Source organism: Glycocaulis alkaliphilus, assembly GCF_004000605.1.
GTDB lineage: Bacteria > Pseudomonadota > Alphaproteobacteria > Caulobacterales > Maricaulaceae > Glycocaulis > Glycocaulis alkaliphilus.
Genome location: NZ_CP018911.1, coordinates 1,627,673 through 1,648,419 on the forward strand (window position 1 = coordinate 1,627,673; position 20,747 = coordinate 1,648,419).

Sequence of the window (20,747 nt, forward strand, 5' to 3'; positions counted from 1 at the left end):
CGTATGAGAGGGTGGCGGAATGCGGCGCTATGTATTCCCCGGAGTTTCGTGGTTTTCAGAGGATAAGGCGGTTGCGAGTTTCGCATGTTCGTTTTTGGCTTCGTAATACCAACGCTCTGCCACCGATGCCGAGACCGCGAATTTCTCACCTACCGCAGCAAACAGCGCTTCTCCGATAGGGTCGCCATCTTCGCTGCGCCGCCGGATTTCCAGATACACAGCGAGCGCCTTCTCGCGCCGCATACGCAGGCTATGGAGTTGCTTTCCTTTGCCGATCACAGGTCCGAAAACGTCATCCAAGCTCTTTTCGCGGCGCGTTAGAAGTTTGTCATAACGCGTTATGAATGCTAGGGATAACCACTCTGGCGCAGGCATTTCATGGGCACAGCATATCCGCAATGCTGCGAGTATTGCGATGTTGTCGCCAGCTTCGAAGGCACCGCGCTCGGCTTCTACCCGCGCCGCCGCATGAAACTGGTACAGTGGGCCAGACCATGACGGGTTTCCCCCCAGCTCCCATTGGCGCTGAGCTGCCAGAAGCCCTGCCATTTCGGGATCATGCTCCATTGCGTCCCCCGATCTCGATCACGTTGCCCGGCCGGACTTGTGGCGGTGTCAGGGCGAACCGCGCCCATGCGTCCATCAGGTCGCGGCGGCGTTTCAGCGCGTCCATGCGCCGGTAAGCCTTCTCGGCCTTGTTTCGAATGGTATGCGCCAGAGAAAATTCTATCAGGTCGCGCGGAAAAGCGGTCTCCTCGCCTGCCCAGTCGCGGAACGTGCTCCGGAAGCCGTGAACAGTGGCCACCCTGCCGCTTATCCCCATGCGCCGCAAAACGGCGCTCAGCGTCATGTCAGACAGGGGCGCCTTGTCCCGGTTCGGGCTGGGAAATATCAACCCTTCGCCGCCCATCGTTTCGGCCATCGCTTTCACGATTTCCACCGCGCGAGCGGTTAAGGGAACCGAGTGCGTCTTGCCTGCCTTCATCCGCTCGCCGGGAATGGTCCAGACGGCGTTCTCAAGGTCGATTTCATCATGGCGGGCGCCGCGCACCTCGCCAGATCGCGCCGCCGTCAGGATCACGAATTCCAGCGCCAGGGCGGCAACGCCGGTGCGTTCTTTCAGCTTCTCCATGAAAGCAGGCAGGTCATCATAGGCCATCGCAGCGTGGTGGCGCTTCTCCGCCTTGGCTTTAAGGCCGTCGCTAGGCAACAGGTTCCTAAGGTGGCCTCTCCAGCGCGCCGGATTCGGTCCCTCGCGCTGGCCCATGGCCGCTGCCCAATCAAGAATGTTCTCGATCCGGCCACGCACCCGCCGGGCCGTCTCGCGCTTTTTGTTCCACACCGGTTCTAGCGCCTTGAGAACGTGGTTTGTCTCGATCTGGTCAACGGGCAGGTCACCAAAGTGCGGCCATGCGTAGTCGCGAAGGCTGGCCGTCCATTGCGCCGGGCTTTTTGGATTGGCCCATTTCGGCGTCTGGGCAGATATGAACCGCTTGCTGGCATCGCGAAAGGTCAGGATGGCCCGCAAACGCGCTTCCTGCGCTGCCTGAGCTTCGCGCCGGGCGTCAAGAGGGTCTATCCCCTCGTGGAGCTGCTTTCGCGCTTTCACGGCCTCATCACGGGCGTCTGAGAGCGAAACGAGGTCCACCGGACCCAGCCCCATCATTCGCGCCTTGCCGCGCAGCGTGTAGCGTAGCACCCAGCTCTTGCCGCCAGTCGGGCCGATCTTGAGATACAGGCCGCCGCCGTCCGGATAGAATCCGGACTTACCCGCCTTCTCGACGCCCTTGGCGCTCAGCCTGTGTTGCGCTCTGACCATGCCGGTATGCGTTCCAGTATACGTTTTGGCCTAGGAATTGATGGTTATTCGCGAGAAGCGTCAAGAACCGTTCAGCGGCGAATCACACGGTTTCATGCGGCGTTTGAGGCAATATGAGACGAGGGGAGAACCCCCAAGTTCGGACACCCCCTCCGCCATTTCCTTATTGCTATCAATGTATTAGGGTAATTATTGGCTTCCCGGCCAACATGGCGGCCATCATGGCCGGGGCACCGCACACCCGTGGAAGTTCGCATTAACAAGAGGCTTGGTAAGTTTTCCCGTGGCGAGGAACGGCATAATCACGGGAGTTAGTGCTCAACCCGGCTGTTGCCTTTGCCGGCCAAGCCGGAGTTGTAAGTGGATCGGTGAACGGCCTTGATGGTGTTGGGGTATTTCGCGGCTGCTTTCTCAAGCTCCATTTAACCGGCAAAGCAGCCCGCCCCTTCCGGGCAGTGCTTTTTGATGAAGCCGCCCGCAATCGATGGGTGCGCAGCCTCTGGGACCAGCGCTCCACCGATGCTGAAGCACGCCTGCCCGAGGCGGGCATATCATCACCACGCCAGCCCCGGACCCGGTCGCCGCGCCCGTGGCGGCGGCCCGGAAAGCGGCATATGACACCGGTTGCACCGGACCGGGAACCAAGGCACTCTTTGCTTGCCGGTCCTGAATTCCCATCAGGTATGCCGGACACCCGGTTTTAAACTCCGCACACAGGGACCGCCGACGGCACATGGCAGAACTCGTTCCGGTTGAAGCCTTTGACATGGTCATTTTCGGCGCGACCGGCGATCTGGCGCGGCGCAAGATCCTGCCTGCACTGTTCCATCGCTGGTGTGACGGACAGATACCGGAAAATTCCCGGATTATCGCGGCGGCCCGCGAGGATATGAGCACGGGCGAGTATCTGGAGCGCGCCAGCGAATTCGTGAACGGCGACAAGAAGGCGAAAGCCTGGGCCGCGTTTTCAGACCGCGTCACGTATACCGCCATCGATGCCCACGGCGACGGACCCGGCTGGCAAACGGTCAGAGACGCTCTGGACGATGATCCGGCGAAGGTACGTCTCTTCTACCTTGCCCTGCCGCCCTCGGTTTACGGGCCTGTATGCACCGCGATCGGGCGGCACGGCCTGAACACGAAAGCCAGCCGCATCGTACTGGAAAAGCCGATTGGCCACGACTTTCATTCGGCCCGCCAGATCAACGAGGCGGTCGGCGCGGTGTTTGACGAAAGCGCGATCTTCCGCATCGACCATTATCTCGGCAAGGAGACCGTCCAGAACCTTCTGGTGCTGCGCTTTGCTAACATGCTGCTGGAGCCGGTGTGGAACGCAAACGGCATTGACCACGTCCAGATAACGGTGGCCGAGACGCTGGGGGCAGGCGAGCGCGCGGAGTATTACGACCGGGCCGGCGCCGTGCGCGACATGGTGCAAAATCATCTGCTCCAGCTATTGTGCCTTGTGGCCATGGAGCCGCCGGTGAGTCTGGACGGCGATGCGGTGCGCACTGAAAAACTGAAAGTGTTGCACGCACTGCGCCTGATCCGCGCCGAAGATGCCGGCAAATGTCTGGTGCGCGGGCAATATGGCGCGGGCTTGATCGATGGCTCGAAAGTGCCCGGCTATGTTGAAGAGGTGGGCCGGTCATCAAAGATCGAGACCTTCGCCGCGATCCGGGCGAGTATCGACAACTGGCGATGGGCGGGAGTGCCCTTCTATCTGCGCACCGGCAAGCGCATGGCAACGCGCCGCTCCGAGATCATTGTCCAGTTCAAGCCCGTGCCGCACGACATCATCCGAGCCGATGCCGGTGTTCTGCAGCCTAACCGGCTCGTCATCCGCCTGCAGCCCGATGAAGGCGTTAAACTGATGATGATGACGAAGGACCCCGGTCCCGGCGGCATGCGTCTGCGCTATGTGCCGCTGAATCTGAGCTATGCGGACGCATTCGAGGCTGACTACCCGGACGCCTATGAGCGCCTGCTGATGGCGGTGGTGCGCGGAAATCTCGCCCTGTTCATGCGCCGCGACGAGGTTGAGGTGGCGTGGCGATGGACCGATGCGGTGATCCGCGCCTGGCAGGATGGCGCATGCCCCTTGCACACCTACGCTGCCGGGACTGACGGCCCGTCGCAAGGATCGCTGCTGCTCAGCCGGGAAGGACGCGAATGGTTCGATGGCGACCATGCCTGAAACCTTCAGCCCGTTCGAGAATAGCGATGCCGCCTCCGCGGCGCTGGCAGATGCGCTAGCCCACACCCTGCAGGATGCGCTGGCCGCCCGCGCACGCGCCACCCTGATCGTGTCGGGGGGCTCTACACCTGAACCCGTCTACCGCCGCCTTTCGGTCACGGACCTGGACTGGGCACGCATTGATGTGGTGCTCGCCGACGAACGCTGGGTGGAGCCAGGCGAAGAGGGATCAAACGCAGATTTCATCCGCCGTACGCTGCTCACGGGCAAGGCTGCGCAGGCACGCTTTACCGAACTGAAAAGCGCTGGCGCGCGCCCGTCTGACGGATTGCAGACTACCGGGGCCCGGCTTGCGGCACTAAACTGGCCTGCCGACTGCGCCGTTCTCGGTATGGGCGATGACGGCCACACCCTGTCATGGTTTCCCCATGCTGACGGGCTGGACGGCGCACTGTCTGCCGATGGCGCACGCGTCACAGCCATCACGGCCCGGCCGAGCGCGGTGACCGGCCCGTGGACCGGCCGGATCACGCTGACCTTGCGCGCGCTGGAGGGTGTAAAACTCTGCGCCCTTCTCATCCGGGGAGATGCCAAGCGCGCTGCACTGGAAGAAGCGCTGCTGCCCGGTCCGGTTGAAGACATGCCGGTGCGCGCGCTGCTGAACCACGCTTCGCTTGATCCGAAGATATTCTGGTCGCCCTGACGCGACGCAAACTCCGAAAGCCAAAGCCGATGTCCGCCCCGCTCAATCCCGTTCTTGAAGAGGTGACCGCCCGCATCGCCGCGCGCAGCGGCCAGACCCGCGCCACCTATCTGGACCTCATCGCCCGCGCCAAAGCCGATGGCGTGCAGCGCAAAATCCTCTCCTGCGGCAATCTCGCTCACGGCTTTGCGGCGTCGGGCGAGGACAAGAACGCCCTGAAAGACCTTGTCTGGCCGAATGTGGGCCTCGTCACCTCGTTCAATGACATGCTGTCGGCCCACCAGCCGCTGGAGAGCTATCCGGCCCTTATCAAGCAGGCCTTGCGCGAGGCTGGCGCGACGGCGCAGGTAGCGGGCGGCGTGCCCGCCATGTGCGACGGTGTCACGCAGGGCCAGCCCGGCATGGAGCTGTCGCTCTTCTCGCGCGATGTGATCGCGATGGCGACGGCCGTCTCCCTCTCCCACAACATGTTCGATGCCGCGATCTGCCTTGGCGTGTGCGACAAGATCGTGCCGGGGCTTCTCATCGGCGCGCTGCGCTTTGGCCATCTGCCCGTGCTGTTCCTGCCCGCCGGGCCGATGCCTTCAGGGCTTCCCAATGACAGAAAAGCGCAAGTCCGCCAGCTCTTCGCTGAAGGCAAGGTGGGACGCGACCAGCTGCTGGACGCGGAAAGCGCGAGCTATCACAGCCCCGGCACCTGCACTTTCTATGGTACGGCCAACTCCAACCAGATGATGATGGAGATCATGGGCCTGCACGTGCCGGGCTCGGCCTTCATCAATCCCGGTACGCCTTTGCGCGAGGCGATGGTGAAAGCAACCGCGAAGCGCGCAGCAAAGATCACCGCTCTGGGCAAAGACTATCGCCCGCTTGGCGAGGCGATAGATGCCCGCGCCATCGTCAACGCGATTGTGGGGCTGCACGCGACCGGCGGATCGACCAACCACACCCTCCACCTCGTCGCGATTGCGCGCGCCGCCGGGCTCATCATCAACTGGGATGATTTTGACGATCTCTCGCGCGTCACCCCGCTGCTGACGCGCATCTATCCCAATGGCAGGGCGGACGTGAACCATTTCCACGCGGCGGGCGGCATGGCCTTCCTCGTGCGCGAACTGCTGGAGGCCGGTCTTTTGCACGGCGATGTGCTGACCCTGGGCGCAGACAGCCTTGCCGATTTTGCCACCGAACCCTTCCTCGAAGGCGACACACTCGCCTTCCGCCCGGCAGCATCAGAGAGCCTCGATATGGACGTGCTGCGCCCGGCTTCCGATCCGGTGGCCAAGGATGGCGGTTTGCGCGTACTCGACGGGCCACTTGGACGCGCCGTGATCAAGGTGTCCGCCGTAAAGCCCGAACACCGCGTCGTTGAAGCCCCTGCCCTCGTCTTTGACAGTCAGGACGCCATGCTGGCCGCATTCAGGGAAGGTAAGCTGGAGCGCGACTGCGTGGTCGTGGTGCGCTTTCAAGGGCCCATGGCCAATGGCATGCCGGAGCTGCACAAGCTGACTCCGGCGCTCGGCGTGTTGCAGGACAGGGGCTTCAAGGTCGCGCTTGTCACCGATGGGCGCATGTCCGGCGCGAGCGGCAAGGTGCCCGCCGCCATCCATTTAAGCCCCGAGGCGCTGGCGGGCGGCATGATCGCCAGGCTACGTGACGGCGATGTGATCCGCATTGACGCTGATCACTGCCGCCTTGATGTGCGGGTGGAGCTAAGCGAACTTGCCGCACGCGAAACCGCAACCTGCGATCTCACCGCCAGCCATTCCGGCCTTGGCCGGGAGCTGTTTGCGGGCATGCGCTCACAAGTCTCCACCGCAGAGGAAGGGGCCATGACCCTGCCCGGCCTTTACGAACCCGCCAGACAGAATGAGAAGGTGCGCGCATGACCCGGCCCAACCTGCCAGCCATCATTGATGCGGCGAGCGTCATTCCCGTCCTCACCGTCGAAGACATGGAGACGGCAGCCCCGCTGGCACGCGCGCTCGCCGCAGGCGGGCTGAAGGTGATCGAGCTGACCTTGCGCACCCCCATCGCCCTGGATGCGATGAAGGGCATGCAGGATGCGGCGCCAGAGCTGATGGTCGGCATGGGCACGGTGCGCACGCCCGAGGATGCAGCCAGGTCCGCGCGCGAAGGCGCGGCCTTTCTCGTCAGCCCCGGCCTGACGCCGGCGCTGGGAGAGGCGATGCTGGCGACGGGCCTTGCCTGCCTGCCGGGCGTTGCCACCGCTGGCGAAGCGATGGCCGCGCGTGAACAGGGCTTTGAGGTGCTCAAATTCTTCCCCGCAGAGCCCGCAGGCGGGATCGCCTATCTCAAAGCCCTCGCGGGGCCGTTGCCTGATGTCCGCTTCTGCCCCACCGGCTCGATCAGCCGCGAGCGCGCGCCAGACTATCTCGGCCTGAAGAATGTCGTATGCGTCGGCGGGTCATGGATCGCGGAAGCAAAGGACATTGCCAGCGGCAACTGGGCGGCCATCACCGCCAATGCCCGTGCCGCGCAAGCGATGAAGCGCTAGGGTCTGTATTCAAAAAAGGCGCGTAGCGGATTTGATGTCTGACAAGGAGAGACGGCTACCGTGGAGCCTCCCTCCACAAGGACGGCTCGACGCTGTCAGACGGTAAATCCGCCGCGTCCCTAAAGGGATATGGGCCAGATCACCCGTTTCATCGTCGCGAAACCTTGAAAGGGGACGGCCCTTCCGGCGGTTTCGCTCCTTGAACCGGACAATCTGGCCGCATACCGCGCTCCAAACCCTGTCTGAATACAGACCCTAGGCGCTGGCTTTCTGCGCCAAAACGGAAGAGGCCGCGACAAGACGCAGCGCAATCGTGCCAAACGGCCCGAAATCAGCAACGGATTCAGCCCCTACCGGCGCTTCATGGACGCCCGTTGCTGCGCCGGTGGACACATAGTCGCCAGCCTTCAGCTCCACACCGCGCGCCCGGCACAGCTCGATGAGAAAACACAACGCCGCCAGCGGACCGCCGGGGATTGCGGCAGCGCTGGCTTCGCCGACCCTCTCGCCATTGATTTCCACCCGCGCGGGCAGCGCATCCAGCGCCCGGCCCTGCCAGCCGCCGATCTGCGGGCCGACAATAAGTCCGTTATTATTGCCAAAATCACTGACCACCGACATCGGTCCCAGATCGTTGATTCCGGCAAACGGGCTTGACGCGATCTCTACACCGACATGAAGGCTGTCAACGATACCCGCCGCCGAATCCGCGGTGACCGGGACGTTCTCTGCCAAACCCGATTTAAGGCGAAAAACGAACTCGGCCTCGACCGCAGCAAAACCGCCTTCAAACACGGGCATTTCGTGGACCGATCCCGGCTCGTGCGTGAATATCTGGCGGGCGAAGATCGGCCCGGCGAGGCGCTCAGAGCCTGCCTGCTTGCGAAATCCGGGCGGGATCATGCCAATCTTCCAGCCCGCGACATTATCCGCCCACAAGGAGATCGCGCGGGCCTGGACCGCATAGGCGTCATCCAGAGTTGCGGGCAGCACGCCGGGAAAATTCTTTATGGCCCCGCCCTGCACACGCGCTGAGATGAAGGCGTCCGAGACGGCCCTGATATTGTCTGAAACTGCTGCCACGTCGCGTCCTTTTATTCTTTTCTTCTTGACTGCACCGGTGCGTGGCGACCCGCGCACCCTCCCCCTGCTGGCCGGATCATCTTTTGCGGCAGGGGGCTTTCGCGCTGGCGGATATACCGCTAACCTGTCTAATGGTAACCGGTGTCATTAGTTTCCATAGTTACGAACACCGGGCCAGATGGCAAGCCTGTTTTTGCAAGCGCACTTCGCATGGGCAGGCCCTACGGGAAATAACGGCTTCGATCGGGTTCACGATGAGAAGCGGGGAGGAAATGCAATGCGCACGATAATCGCGGCCCTGGCCGCCATGGCCCTTATGGCTGCCTGCTCACCCGATCCCGCCGCCAGCGGGACCGAAGAGAGCGCCGCTCCCTCCCCTGCCCCGGCCAGCGAACGCGCTGACCGCGCCCGAACCTCCGACGAGCAGGCTGCTGCTGCCCTGGCCGCTGCCGCCGCACGCCCGGACCGGGTACCGGCCGCGCCCGACATTCACCCCTTGAGCGATGAACCGGCTCCGTGGTTCGTGGAGCCGGGTGACATTCCCGCATTTCCGGGGGCGGAAGGTTTTGGGCGCTATGCGATTGGCGGGCGCGGGGGACAGGTCTTCAAGGTAACCAATCTGAACGATTCCGGTCCTGGCTCATTGCGCGAGGCGGTCGACGCCGAGGGCCCGCGCATCGTTGTGTTTGATGTGGACGGGATCATCCAGCTGGAAAGCCCGCTTATCATCCGCAATGACTTCATCACCATTGCAGGCCAGAGCGCGCCGGGCGGTGGCATCACGCTGCGCGACTATGATCTCACCGTGAATGCCAATCACGTCATCATCCGCCATATCCGCTCGCGCATGGGCAATGAGGCCGGCCATGAGGACGATTCCATTTCGATCCGTGGTGGCCACCACATCATCCTCGATCACGTCTCCACGAGCTGGGCTATCGATGAGAACCTCTCTGCCTCGCAGAGTTTTGATCCGGAGCGCGGCGGCAACCACCTCTCCAACGTCACGGTGCAATGGTCGATCATCTCTGAAGGGCTCTATGACGCTGGCCATGAAAAGGGCGACCGGGGCTATGGCAGCCTGATCCGGGGCAGCCACGGTGCGCGCTACTCCTGGATCAATAATCTGTGGGCGCACAACCATTCGCGTATGCCGCGTGTCGGCAATTACGCGACGCCCTACATGGACCCGGAAGGCGTACTCTTCGATTTCCGCAACAATGTCTTCTACAACTGGGGCCACGGCGCGGAGACCGATTTCTGGAACTGGACGCCTGCGCGCGACACGTTCGACTACACCGCCGCGCAAGGCCTCGTCAGCGACATGCTCTATGGCCGCGAGGGCTTTGACTATCATCATGCCGCCGGCACCGACCTCGATCCCGCGTCGGTCGCGCGCTACAACTTCGTCAATAACGCCTATGTGCAAGGCCCTCAGACGCTGGGGCCGGTCATTTTCTATATGCGCAATGTGACAGGCCGGGCCTTCTTTGAAGGCAACACCATTGATGGCCAGCTTCTGCCCCAGCTTAATATCGTGCGTTCGGCCGCGCCCGACCGCACCTTTGTGGACCGCGCTTTCCCCGCTGGCGAGGTGACAACCGTTTCAGCGGAAGAGGCCTATGAGCGTGTGCTGGCGCGTGCCGGTGCCTCCTTCTACCGAGATGCGATTGATACGCGTGTGATCGAGGAAGTGCGTACCCGCACCGGCTTCATCCCCGACAGTGCAGACGATGTCGGCGGCTGGGTGGATGTGACGCATGGTGATCCCCGAACCGACTCCAACGGCGACGGCATTCCCGACGAATGGCTGCTCTCCCAGGGCATTGACCCGACGGGCGAGAGCCGCGCCAATGAGACCGATGAGAGCGGCTACACGCTCATCGAGCGCTGGCTCAACAGCCTCGCGGACTAGGAGGCCGTCATGGTAAGGCTGACACGCCGGGCATTGACGGGCGGACTCATGGCGGGTGGCGCGCTGGGCCTCGGAGCCTGCGGGGATGTGCTCTCCCGCCCGTTCTTCTCGTCCGACACCCATTCTGCCGATTATCCCACTGTCGAAGCGGTGCGGATGATGAGCCGTCTGCTGGACGAACGTTCCGGCGGGCGGCTGTCCATCCGCATCTATTCCGGCGGACAGCTAGGCTCGGAGCGTGACACGCTGGAATTGACCGTATTTGGCGGGCTGGACATGAACCGGGTCAATCTGGCCCCGCTCAACGCCTTTGCGCCCGAGACCGTCATCCTGTCCTTGCCCTTCGTATTTGAATCCGAACCGCACATGCGCGCGGCGCTCGATGGTGCGCCCGGCCGGGCCGTGCTGGACGCGCTGGAGCCGCACGGGCTTATCGGACTGTGCTTTTATGATTCCGGCGCGCGTAGCTTCTACAATATCCGCCGGCCCATCCGCACGCCCGATGACATGCGCGGCCTGAAAATACGCGTCCAGAACTCGGATCTGTATGTGTCGATGGTGGAGGCGCTCGGCGCCAACGCGACACCGATGGACCTGTCGGAAGTCTATCAGGGCCTGATGCAGGGCGTGATAGACGGCGCCGAGAACAACTGGCCGTCATACGAATCCACCCGTCATTTCGAGACGGCACCCTTCTATAGCCTGACCGGCCATGTCATGGCACCAGAAGTACTGGTGATGAGCGCGCGGCGCTGGCATGCGCTGTCCGACACTGACAAGGCGCTAGTGAGCACCTGCGCGCGCGAATCTGTCCCCTATATGCGCGATCTCTGGGATGCCCGGGTATCCGCCGCGCGCGAGCGCATCACCGCGTCGGGCGTGGAAGTCAACGAGGTCGATGATGTCAGCGACTTTGCCGATCTGATGCGTCCCGTTTGGGAGCGCTTTGTGCGCACCCCCTCCCAGCAACGCCTGCTGGAAGACATCCGCAATATGGCAGGAGGAGCCGATGCTTGACCGCTTCGCGGCCGTTACACGCTGGCTGTCCCGCCTGCTCATGTTCGCCGGCGCGGCCGGTATTGCCGTAATGACAGCCATCATCGGCTGGCAGGTCTTTGGCCGCTATGTGCTCAATGCCAGCCCTGCCTGGACCGAACAGGCCGCGCTCGTCCTGATGGTCTGGTTCGTCATGTTCGGGGCGGCGGCCGGCGTGCATGAAGGCTTCCACATCCGCATCGGCGTGTTCGTCGAAGCGCTGCCTTTACGCATCCGCACCGCCTGCCGGGCACTGGCTCTTCTGATCATCGCCGCATGCGGGGTAGCGCTCGTCATCTGGGGCACGCAGCTGGTACTGGCGGTCTGGAGCCATGTCATCCCGACCCTCGGTATCTCGCGCGGATTTGCCTACATGCCACTGCCCGTCAGCGGCGGGCTGATCACGCTATTTGCAATAGAACGCCTGGCCGAGCTGGCCGCGGGCCGCGAGCGCGGCCGCATGGAAGGACGTGTCTGATGGAACTCGCCATTCTCCTTGGCACATTGCTCCTTCTGCTGGCCATTGGCGTGCCAGTTGCCTTTGCGCTTCTGGGCGCAACGCTGGTCGCCTTCGTCGTGCTCGACCTGCCCGCCATTGTCGCCGTGCAGCGCATGGCATCGGGCATGAGCGTGTTCTCGCTCATGGCGATACCCTTCTTCATCTTTGCCGGTGAGCTGATGCACCGGGCGGGCATCGCCGCGCGTCTGGTACGCATCGCCGAAGCGGCTTTCGGGCGCTCGCGCGGCGGGCTGGGACAGGTCGATGTCGGCGCGTCCATGCTGTTTGGCGCAGTATCCGGCTCGGCGGTGGCCAGCGTCTCCGCACTCGGCTCCACCCTGATGCCGATGATGAAGGAAAAGGGCTATGACACTGATTATGCGGTGAATGTCACCTCGACCTCCGCCGTGGTGGGCCTGCTCATTCCGCCCTCGCACAACATGATCATCTACGCTGCCGCAGCAGGTGTTGGTGTCAGCGTCGGCGAGCTGTTCATCGGCGGCATAGTTCCCGGCCTGCTGACCGGCGCGCTGCTAATGTTCGTCGCCTGGCTGGTCGCCGTGAAGCGCAATTATCCGCGCGGCGAGTTTCCCGGCTGGCCGGCTTTCGTGGCCGCGCTCGCCGCTGCCCTGCCCGGCCTGATGACCGCGGTCATTATCGTGGGCGGCATACTGGGCGGCTTCTTTACCGCTACCGAATCCTCGTCCATCGCGGTGATCTACACCCTCGCCGTGGCGGTGCTGGTCTACCGCTCGCTCAGCTTCAGGGCATTTCTTGATGCCACGCTGGCAGCGGCACGGACCACGGCCATGGTGCTCTTTATTATTGGCGCTGCCTCGGCCTTCGGCTGGGTGCTGGCAATCCTTGAAACACCCTCCCAGCTCGCCGCGCTGATCCTCTCGGTCACCGACAACCCCATCCTCATCCTGCTCATCATCAACCTGATACTGCTCGTGCTGGGCACGTTCATGGACATGTCGCCACTGATCGTGATCACGACGCCCATCTTCCTGCCCATTGCGGTGGGGCTGGGCATCGATCCGGTACATTTCGGGGTGATCATGATGCTCAATCTGGGGATCGGGCTGGTCACGCCGCCCGTCGGCTCTGTCCTGTTCGTCGGCGCTGCCGTCGGCGGGATGCGCATGGAAGAGACCGTAAAGACAATCTGGCCCTTCTACGGGGCACTGGTGGCCGCCCTGATGGCGATCACCTATTTGCCCTTCCTGTCGATGGGGCTGGTGGACATGATGCGCGGCTAACGGCCGATAATGACTTCCGCGCTCGCCCGGTTGAGCGCGAGGGGAATGTCGTAAAGCACGGCAAGGCGCGTGAGCGCCTTCACGTCGACATCGTGTGGCTGCGGGCTCAGCGGATCGGTGAAGAAGATCAGCGCGTCCAGGCGTCCTTCGGCAATCATCGCGCCCAGCTGCTGGTCTCCGCCCAGAGGCCCGCTCTTCAGGGCAGTCACCTTCAGCTCCGGATAGGCTTCCATGAGCCGCCGCCCCGTCGTGCCGGTGGCGTAAAGCTCCAGCCCCCCAATCTGCTCGAGATGCTCCCCCACCCAGTCGAGCAGGACCGGTTTGCACGCATCGTGGGCAACAAGACCGAGTGATTTCATCGCCGTTTAGTACTCCAGGCAAAGAAAACCCCGGACCAGTACAACCAGTCCGGGGCCAAAGAAGCTACTATCGGGAGAGATCAGTAGCGATAGCGGACACCGAACAGGTATTCACGGCCGGTATGGTGATAGACCGACACCCTGTTGGTGCTGTCGGCGTACTGGTCGTTGAATTCGTCGGTCAGGTTGATCCCGTCGAAGGTCAGCGTCACGTTGTCGGTGAGCTGGTAGCGCACCGCTGCATCGACGTTGAACGTGCGGTTCTTGCCTTCCTCGTCATTCCCGTTCCGGCCCGGGAACTGGGTGAGATAGGGGTCACGCCCGTTGAAGGACACACGCGCGCTCAGGCGGTCATCCTCATAGTAGAGCGTGGCGTTGTAGGAACTGCGGGACAGGCCGGTCAGCTGGTTGGTGCCAGCCGCGCCGTAATTCACCTCGGAGTCCACCCAGGTGTAGTTCATCACCGCGCCGAACCGGTCGAACGGTGCGGGCAGGAAGTTGAACGGGCGCACCCACTGCACTTCGAAGCCGCGCAGATCACCGCCCTCACCGTTCACGTTCCGGCTGACATCGACCAGCGGGTCAAGCCCGGCTGCAAGGTCCGCTGCCAGCGGCGTGCCGCCCGCCACGGCCGAATTCGGCAGGCCGGTTGCGCTGTAGGGCATGGTGTCAGTGGCGCGGGCCACAAACGAGCCGATATCCTTGTAGAACAGGGCGACGGCGAACATTGAATCGTCTTCAAAATACCATTCAGCGCTGAGGTCGTAATTGTTCGCACGGAAAGGCTCGAGGAACGGGTTGCCGTAGTTCACAGTGTAGGCCGTGCCCGACACCGAACCGCCCGGGGTGAGTGCGCCCAGCGACGGCCGGCTCATCACCTGGGCTGCACCAAAGCGCAGGACCATGTTGCTGGTCGGCTCGATGGCGAGGTTGAGGCTCGGCAGGGTGTCAGTGTATTCATTATCCACCGTCACCTCGACGTTGGAGATGATGCCGGTCGAGCTGGTCTCGGTGCGCACGACGCGGACGCCGAAATCACCGCGAACCGGCATACCTGCCCAGTCGGTGCTGAAAGCGGCCTGTACGTAGCCGCCAAGGTTTTGTTCCTCAACGTTACGGATATTGCCGACGAACGGCACCAACGGACGCTGGTAGAGGCCGACCATGCTGGCAACCGCGTTCACGTCCGGAATGAGCCAGCTCGTCACATTGCCAGATGGCATGCCGAGGCCACTGCCAAAGCCGGTAACCTGCGTGGACATGGCCGCCGTCACCGGCATCCACTGGGCTTCCGGCAGCAGAAGGTCGCGGCGCGCCTCCCAGCTGTCAAACTCATAGCTCTTCCAGTTGAGGCCGCCGCGCAGAGTGAACACCTCGTTCAGATCGAACTCGGCATTGAACTGGGCGGTCGTATAGGTGTTGTCCACATAGTTCGGGCGGTCACGCGTTTCGGTCAGCAGATAATTGCTGGGATCGTTGACGTCGAAACCCCATTCGATGAGCGGCGTGCGATCATTCTGACGGTAGTCATACATGAATCCCGGAGCGTCGAAATTGGTGAACAGGATGGTCGCCTGAACCGGGTTGGAGAAGTTCGACTCTGCCCGACCAAGTACGCCGTCCACCCGGAAGCGGTTGGAGAAGTCGTGGCTCAGGGACAGCGTGTACTGCGTGAACTCCGTTGTCAGCTCGTCATACCGGTGTTCGGCGTAGATGTCGTTATTGTCGAACCGGCCGTAGATCAGGTTGTTATTGCTGTCGATCGCGTAGTCGGTGACGATTTGTGCCGGCTTGCCGATAAGGGCGGGCGTGCCGCTGCCGCCGCGAGAGAAGGAGAAGTTCTCCAGAAACTGCTCGCTACGCGTCGCATCAAAGCGCGAATAGAGCGCATCGAACGTGATCTCGGTCGCTGCGCCCGGACGCCATTGCAGCGAGCCGGTCAGGCCCAGGCGCTCCTGGTCATGCACCAGACGGCCGTAGCGGGGGATGCGCGGATGAAAGGCGTTATTGACCGCATCCACTTCACCCGCGTTAGCGCACGCGGTACACGCCGCAAAGCTGTTGGCGTTCTGCCAGCGGACGGTCGAGTGACCTTCTTCAAGCTGTGAACGGTTGGAGTAGGCGACCGACAGCAGCCAGCCAAACGTGCCGTCGGCGTTCTGGTCCGCAATAAGGCCAGTCAGGCGCGGATTGAACTCCTCGGACAGATCATTGTAGCCGATCTGGGCCCCACCAGCGAAGGTAAAGCCGTTATAGTCGAAGGGACGGGCCGTGCGCAGATCGACCGTGGCACCAAGTGAGCCTTCATCCACCGACGCCGATTGCGTCTTGCGGATCACCACCGACTGGAAAAGCTCCGAGGCGAAGGTATTGAAGTCGAAGGAGCGCGAGCGGTTGCCGCCGCCCGATGAGTCCGTACCGCCCGTCACACTCAGGGCTTCCATACCGTTGATCCGCACGCGCGAGAAATCAGGGCTGAGCCCGCGCACCGTGATCTGCCGGCCCTCACCGGCATCGCGGTCAATCGCCACGCCGGGAAGGCGCTGAATGGCTTCGGCCAGATTGAGATCCGGAAAAGCAGCAATGTCGTCGGCGACGATGGCATCGACAACGCCCGTCTCTTCGCGTTTCAGGGCTGCGGCGGCCTGCAGGCCGGCCCGGTAGCCCGTGACAGTAATGGTTTCGGTGGGACCGCTCGCGGCCTGTTCGGCCTCCTGAGCGTTTGCCGGTACCGTGGCGAGCGCCGTAGCCAGTCCGATGGCGGAAACGCCGGTCAGCCAATAGCGCGCACGCGCCATTCCAATGGTCGTGGACATTCTTCTTCCTCCCCTTTGGCCGCTGTTTTCAGCTTGCCTTGATTTTGGTTTCGAGCCCTAGCGATTTGCCTATGACACCGGTAGCAATTTTGCGGCCAAAGAGAGGCTGGCTCGTATGCTTCCTGCGATCAGGGCGTCACGCATCAGAATCCCAGCTGACTATGCCGGAAAATGACACCGGTAACAATAATCGTTAGAAATTTTCTTTTTCGCCAATTAAATTGCTTTAGATCAACGGGATAGCCATCCACCGTCGACAGCCAGAACGGTTCCGTGGACATAATCTGCCGCAGGTGAGGACAGGAATACGGCGGCTCCGCCAAGGTCTTCTGGCGCCCCCCAGCGGCCCGCCGGAATGCGCGCGAGAATCTCACGGTTCCGGGTCTCGTCCGCACGTAGGGCATCGGTATTGTTGGTGGCGAAATAGCCGGGCGCGATGGCGTTCACATTGATGCCTTTTGACGCCCACTCATTGGCGAGAAGTTTCGTCAGCCCTGCAACCCCGCTCTTGGACGAGGTGTAGGAAGCAACGCGTATCCCGCCCTGGAAGGAGAGCATCGAGGCGATGTTGATGATCTTTCCACCCTTGCCCTTCTCCACCATGTGGCGGGCCACGGCCTGTGACAGGAAGAAGACCGATTTCAGGTTGACGTTCATCACCTGATCCCAGTCCTCTTCAGTAAATTCCAGCGCATCATTGCGGCGGATGATCCCGGCATTGTTGACGAGGATATCAACCCCGCCGAGCGCGGCGGCCGCTTCGTCCACGACATCGCCGACAATCGACGGATCGCCAAGATCAGCCCTGATCTCGACGAAGCGCCGCCCGGCCGCTTCGACCATTCTGCCGGTGTCGGCAGCACTGGACCGGCCCACGGCAGCGATGTCCGCACCGGCTTCGGCCAGCGCCACGGCAATCGCCTGACCAAGCCCCGTATTGGCACCGGTAACCAGTGCGGTCTTGCCCGCAAGCGAAAAGGAAGCAGCCATGGTCAGACCCTATTTCAGCTGGCAAATATCAAGGACGTTCATGTCGGTATAGTCGAGATTCTCGCCCGCCATCGCCCAGATGAAGATGTAGTTGGACACGCCCGAGCCCATATGGATCGACCAGGGTGGCGAGATCACCGCTTCCTTGTCGGAGACCACGATGTGGCGGGCATTGTCCGCCTCACCCATGAAGTGGAAGACGCGGCCCTTCTCGCCCAGCCCGAAGTAGAAATAGATTTCCGAGCGCCGGTCATGCAGGTGCGGCGGCATGGTGTTCCATACGCTGCCGGGTTTCAGGATGGTCATGCCCATCAGAAGCTGAGCAGACTGGCACACGCCCGGCACCACGAACTGGTAGATCGTGCGCTGATTGCTCTCTTCCATCGTGCCGCGCTCCAGGGGCGTGGCCTGCGCAATGGATATTTTCTTCACTTCGTAGGCCGCATGGGCCGGACAGGAGACCAGATAGAACTGCGCGGGCTTGTCCGTGGACGCGGTCTCGAACACCACCTCCTTGCAGCCCATGGGCAGGTAGAGCGCGTCCTTTTCGGCGAGCTCATGGCGCGTGCCATCGACAATGATAGCGCCGGGCCCCTCGCCCACATTGACCGCCGCCATTTCGCGGCGTTCCAGGAAGGGATGGCCCTTGGCCGATTCCGGCTCGGTCTGCGCCGGCAGCGCAAGTGGCTTGCCATCCGGGGAGGCGCCGCCGATCACAAAGCGCTCGTTGTGGGAATAGACCAGGGTGATCTTGCCCGGCGCGAACAGGCCATCGGCCAGATAGCGCTCGCGCAGCGCGTCATTGGAGGCACCGTCCATCATGTCCGGATGGGTGGCTTGCAGGGTCTTCTTGAACATGGTGGAGGTCCTTTTTTTTGCGGGAAATGGGCTGTGAAAGGAGTCAGGCGTGCTGGCGCGCAGGGTCGGCCATGGGCGGCGCATCCAGCCTGTAGGCGCGTTTGGCAAGTGTGTAAGCGAGCTCCACGGCGAGCTCTGCAGCTTCGTCCATCTCCATGCGGTGCTCGGCAACAAGCCGCGCGAGGAAGCTGCAATCGACGCGCCGCGCCACATCATGGCGGGCGGGGATGGAGAGGAAGGCACGAGTATCGTCGTTAAAACCGACCGTGTTGTAGAAGCCGGCTGTCTCGGTGGTCTGCTCGCGGAAGCGTCGCATGCCTTCCGGACTGTCATGGAACCACCAGGCGGGCCCCAGCTTCAGTGCCGGATAGTGCCCGGCCAGCGGTGCCAGCTCGCGCGCATAGGCGCTTTCATCCAGCGTGAAGACGATGATGGAGAGCGCCGGATCATTGCCAAACCGGTTCAGCAGCGGCTTGAGCGCGCGCACGTAATCGGTGCGGGTGGGAATATCCGCCCCCTTGTCACGGCCATGGCTGTCAAACAGCGGGCCATTATGGTTGCGGAATGATCCGGGATGTATCTGAAGGACCAGACCGTCATCCAGGCTCATCTTGGCCATCTCGGTCAGCATCTGGGCGCGGAAAAGCTCATTGTCTTCCACCGAGGACTGGCCTTTCACTACCCGCGAAAACAGTGCCTGTGCCTCTGCGCCGGAAAGGTCCGCCGTTAGCGCGGTCGGGTGGCCATGATCGCTGGACGTGGCTCCGGCAGCGATGAAGTCAGCCCGGCGCACGCGATGGGCCTCCAGATACCCCTTCCACGAATAGACATCGAGATTGGTGATGTCGCCAAAGGCTTCCAGCGCACCTTCAAACGCTTCGTGATCGGCGTCGATGACCGGATCGGGCCGGTAGGCCGTGATCACGCGCCCGCCCCAGCCAGAGCGTGCAATGGCATGGTGATGGTCCAGCGTGTCGGTCGGCCCTTCAGTGGTCGCCAGCACCTCGATATTGAACCGGTCAAAAAGGGCGCGCGGGCGGAACGCCTTCGTCTTCAGCGCCGCGTCGATGACGTCATAATAGTGATCTGCCGTCTGCGCGCTCAGGCGCACATCCAGCCCGAAAACCTCAACGAACACATGGTTCAGCCACATCGCGGACGGCGTGCCCCGGAAAAGGTGGAAATGCGCCGCAAATGTTCGCCACGCCTCGCGCGTATCCGTGTCCGGTGCGCCCGCCCTTGACGGTACTCCCAGCGCCTCCAGCGGCACGCCCTGACTGTACAGCAGGCGGTAGAGATAATGATCCGGGGCCAGCAGGAGCGTGGCAGGGTCTGAGAAAGACTCGTTGAGGGAGAACCACGACGGATCGGTATGGCCGTGCGGACTGATGATCGGCAAGGCACGGACGGCCGCATATAGCTCGCGCGCAATCCCTCGCGTCGTCCGGTCTGCCGGAAACAGACGGTCAGGGCTCAGCGTCAGCGGCTGATCGGACATGGCCTTCCTCCCCGGTCTCGTATCATCGCGCCGGTATTTTCCGCCTCTTTGGTAACCGGTGTCATGCTATATTTCAAGGCTGCCCACAGGTCAGTGAGCGTGCGGCCTCAGCGCGGTCCGGCCGTCGATTCCCTTACCGCGAGACCAGGCCGCACGTCCGGTTGGCTCGCGCTGCGATTACCCTCCGCGCTTGCCAGTTCGATCAGTTTTTCAGCCGCGAAACGCCCCATATCACGGATCGGCAGGCGCACCGATGTCAGCGGGGGCCAGAGACGCGCGGCCATCGGGCTGTCGTCATAGCCGATAACCGAAAGATCACCGGGTATGGAAACTCCGGCATCGCGTGCGGCGGTGTAGACACCTGCCGCCATCTCGTCATTGCCGGTGAAGATGGCCGTCGGCGGCGTGTCCATGGCAAGGAGCTGGCGTGCGCAGGCGACGCCGGAATCGTATGTGTAGGCACCTTCAACCACATAACGGTCTTCAAGCGACAGCCCGCACTCTTCCAGGCCTTCGGCAAACCCGCGGCGGCGTTCATGGGACGAGCGGAAACTTGGCAGGCCACTGATGAAGGCGACATGGCGGTGTCCGAGATCGGCGAGATGACGGGCCGCCTCCGCCGCCCCTGCCGCGTCATGCGTGACAATCATGCGTTCAGCCTCGTCCAGCGAAACCGAGGCGACGCGCACATAGGGGCAGTCCAGATCACGCAGCATCGCCACAAGCTCGTCATCTTCGGACACCGAAGGTGTCAGCACGACACCAAAGAGTTTGAGTTGTTCCACAAAAGTCTGGACCTGATCGAGAAAGCCCGGATCGGCCCTGTTGCAGGGATGAACGACAAGCTCCAGTCCGGAATCGCGTACCGCATCCAGAATGCCCTGCTGGACATTGACCACATATTGCGGGTTCGGATTGTCATAGATCATCCCGATCAGGAATGAGCGGCGGAAAGCCAGCCCCCTCGCCTGCGGGTCGGGCCGGTAACCCAGCTCCTTGATGATCGCATTGACCTTGTCACGCGTTTCTACCTTTACGAAAGGCGAACGGTTGATGACCCGGCTGACGGTTTTTTTCGATACGCCGGCCAGGCGCGCAATATCGTTGATCGTGGCGCGTCTGCGTACGGTTGCGTTGCCACCGGCGCTGTCGGAAGCGGTCTGTGAACGCAGAGGTTTGCTGTTCATTGGTGTGC

At 62.5% G+C, this 20,747-nt stretch carries 17 protein-coding genes; 8 read left to right on the forward strand and 9 right to left on the reverse strand.

Annotated features, from left to right (window positions below; genetic code table 11):
* Window positions 1-27: 27 nt before the first annotated feature.
* Both X907_RS07785 and X907_RS07790 read right to left on the reverse strand, forming a co-directional pair.
* The gene (locus X907_RS07785) at window positions 28-549 is read right to left on the reverse strand and encodes a hypothetical protein (RefSeq protein WP_170175498.1); all 522 of its coding nucleotides are present in this window, start codon (window positions 547-549) and stop codon (window positions 28-30) included.
* 7 nt (window positions 550-556) lie between these two features.
* Window positions 557-1,819, reverse strand: a complete 1,263-nt coding sequence (locus tag X907_RS07790) for a tyrosine-type recombinase/integrase (RefSeq protein WP_127566804.1) — start codon at window positions 1,817-1,819, stop codon at window positions 557-559.
* Between the two features lie 733 nt (window positions 1,820-2,552).
* Here X907_RS07790 and zwf point away from each other — a divergent pair.
* Genes zwf through X907_RS07810 form a run of 4 tightly spaced genes read left to right on the forward strand, consistent with a single transcriptional unit; the run spans window position 2,553 to window position 7,237 of the window.
* Window positions 2,553-4,016: a glucose-6-phosphate dehydrogenase gene (zwf, locus tag X907_RS07795; RefSeq protein WP_127566806.1), complete on the forward strand. Its 1,464-nt coding sequence runs from the start codon at window positions 2,553-2,555 to the stop codon at window positions 4,014-4,016.
* Window positions 4,000-4,719 (forward strand): 6-phosphogluconolactonase, encoded by a 720-nt coding sequence (pgl, locus tag X907_RS07800; RefSeq protein ID WP_170175499.1) that lies wholly within the window; start codon window positions 4,000-4,002, stop codon window positions 4,717-4,719. The genes zwf and pgl overlap by 17 nt, the downstream gene beginning before the upstream one ends.
* Before the next feature lie 29 nt (window positions 4,720-4,748).
* Entirely contained in the window at window positions 4,749-6,608 is a 1,860-nt protein-coding gene (edd, locus tag X907_RS07805) for a phosphogluconate dehydratase (protein ID WP_127566810.1), read from the forward strand.
* A complete protein-coding gene (locus X907_RS07810; protein ID WP_127566812.1) occupies window positions 6,605-7,237 on the forward strand; it encodes a bifunctional 4-hydroxy-2-oxoglutarate aldolase/2-dehydro-3-deoxy-phosphogluconate aldolase in 633 nt (210 codons plus the stop codon). The genes edd and X907_RS07810 overlap by 4 nt, the downstream gene beginning before the upstream one ends.
* A 255-nt stretch (window positions 7,238-7,492) precedes the next feature.
* On the opposite strand, the gene X907_RS07815 is transcribed toward X907_RS07810, so the two are convergent.
* Window positions 7,493-8,320, reverse strand: a complete 828-nt coding sequence (locus X907_RS07815; RefSeq protein ID WP_127566814.1) for a 2-keto-4-pentenoate hydratase — start codon at window positions 8,318-8,320, stop codon at window positions 7,493-7,495.
* Between the two features lie 277 nt (window positions 8,321-8,597).
* Here X907_RS07815 and X907_RS07820 point away from each other — a divergent pair, with 277 nt between their 5' ends.
* Genes X907_RS07820 through X907_RS07835 form a run of 4 tightly spaced genes read left to right on the forward strand, consistent with a single transcriptional unit; the run spans window position 8,598 to window position 13,031 of the window.
* Entirely contained in the window at window positions 8,598-10,235 is a 1,638-nt protein-coding gene (locus X907_RS07820; protein ID WP_127566816.1) for a pectate lyase family protein, read from the forward strand.
* Window positions 10,236-10,244: 9 nt separating this feature from the next.
* The gene (locus tag X907_RS07825; RefSeq protein ID WP_233352235.1) at window positions 10,245-11,252 is read left to right on the forward strand and encodes a TRAP transporter substrate-binding protein; all 1,008 of its coding nucleotides are present in this window, start codon (window positions 10,245-10,247) and stop codon (window positions 11,250-11,252) included.
* On the forward strand, window positions 11,245-11,748 hold the full coding sequence (locus tag X907_RS07830; RefSeq protein WP_127566818.1) for a TRAP transporter small permease: 504 nt from the start codon (window positions 11,245-11,247) through the stop codon (window positions 11,746-11,748). The genes X907_RS07825 and X907_RS07830 overlap by 8 nt, the downstream gene beginning before the upstream one ends.
* Window positions 11,748-13,031, forward strand: a complete 1,284-nt coding sequence (locus tag X907_RS07835) for a TRAP transporter large permease (RefSeq protein WP_127566820.1) — start codon at window positions 11,748-11,750, stop codon at window positions 13,029-13,031. The genes X907_RS07830 and X907_RS07835 overlap by 1 nt, the downstream gene beginning before the upstream one ends.
* Here X907_RS07835 and X907_RS07840 read toward each other — a convergent pair.
* The 6 genes from X907_RS07840 to X907_RS07865 all read right to left on the reverse strand — a co-directional run bounded on the left by X907_RS07840 (window position 13,028) and on the right by X907_RS07865 (window position 20,739).
* Window positions 13,028-13,390 (reverse strand): methylglyoxal synthase, encoded by a 363-nt coding sequence (locus X907_RS07840; protein WP_127566822.1) that lies wholly within the window; start codon window positions 13,388-13,390, stop codon window positions 13,028-13,030. The two genes, X907_RS07835 and X907_RS07840, sit on opposite strands and share 4 nt — an antisense overlap.
* Before the next feature lie 80 nt (window positions 13,391-13,470).
* Window positions 13,471-16,206 (reverse strand): TonB-dependent receptor, encoded by a 2,736-nt coding sequence (locus tag X907_RS07845; RefSeq protein WP_233352236.1) that lies wholly within the window; start codon window positions 16,204-16,206, stop codon window positions 13,471-13,473.
* 231 nt (window positions 16,207-16,437) lie between these two features.
* A complete protein-coding gene (gene kduD, locus X907_RS07850) occupies window positions 16,438-17,196 on the reverse strand; it encodes a 2-dehydro-3-deoxy-D-gluconate 5-dehydrogenase KduD (protein WP_127566824.1) in 759 nt (252 codons plus the stop codon).
* A 9-nt stretch (window positions 17,197-17,205) separates the two neighbouring features.
* Window positions 17,206-18,054, reverse strand: coding sequence for a 5-dehydro-4-deoxy-D-glucuronate isomerase (kduI, locus tag X907_RS07855; RefSeq protein WP_127566826.1), 849 nt, complete (start codon window positions 18,052-18,054; stop codon window positions 17,206-17,208).
* Window positions 18,055-18,097: 43 nt separating this feature from the next.
* Window positions 18,098-19,552 (reverse strand): glucuronate isomerase, encoded by a 1,455-nt coding sequence (uxaC, locus tag X907_RS07860; protein WP_127566828.1) that lies wholly within the window; start codon window positions 19,550-19,552, stop codon window positions 18,098-18,100.
* A gap of 107 nt (window positions 19,553-19,659) precedes the next feature.
* Window positions 19,660-20,739, reverse strand: a complete 1,080-nt coding sequence (locus X907_RS07865; protein WP_127566830.1) for a LacI family DNA-binding transcriptional regulator — start codon at window positions 20,737-20,739, stop codon at window positions 19,660-19,662.
* Between the last annotated feature and the right edge of the window lie 8 nt (window positions 20,740-20,747).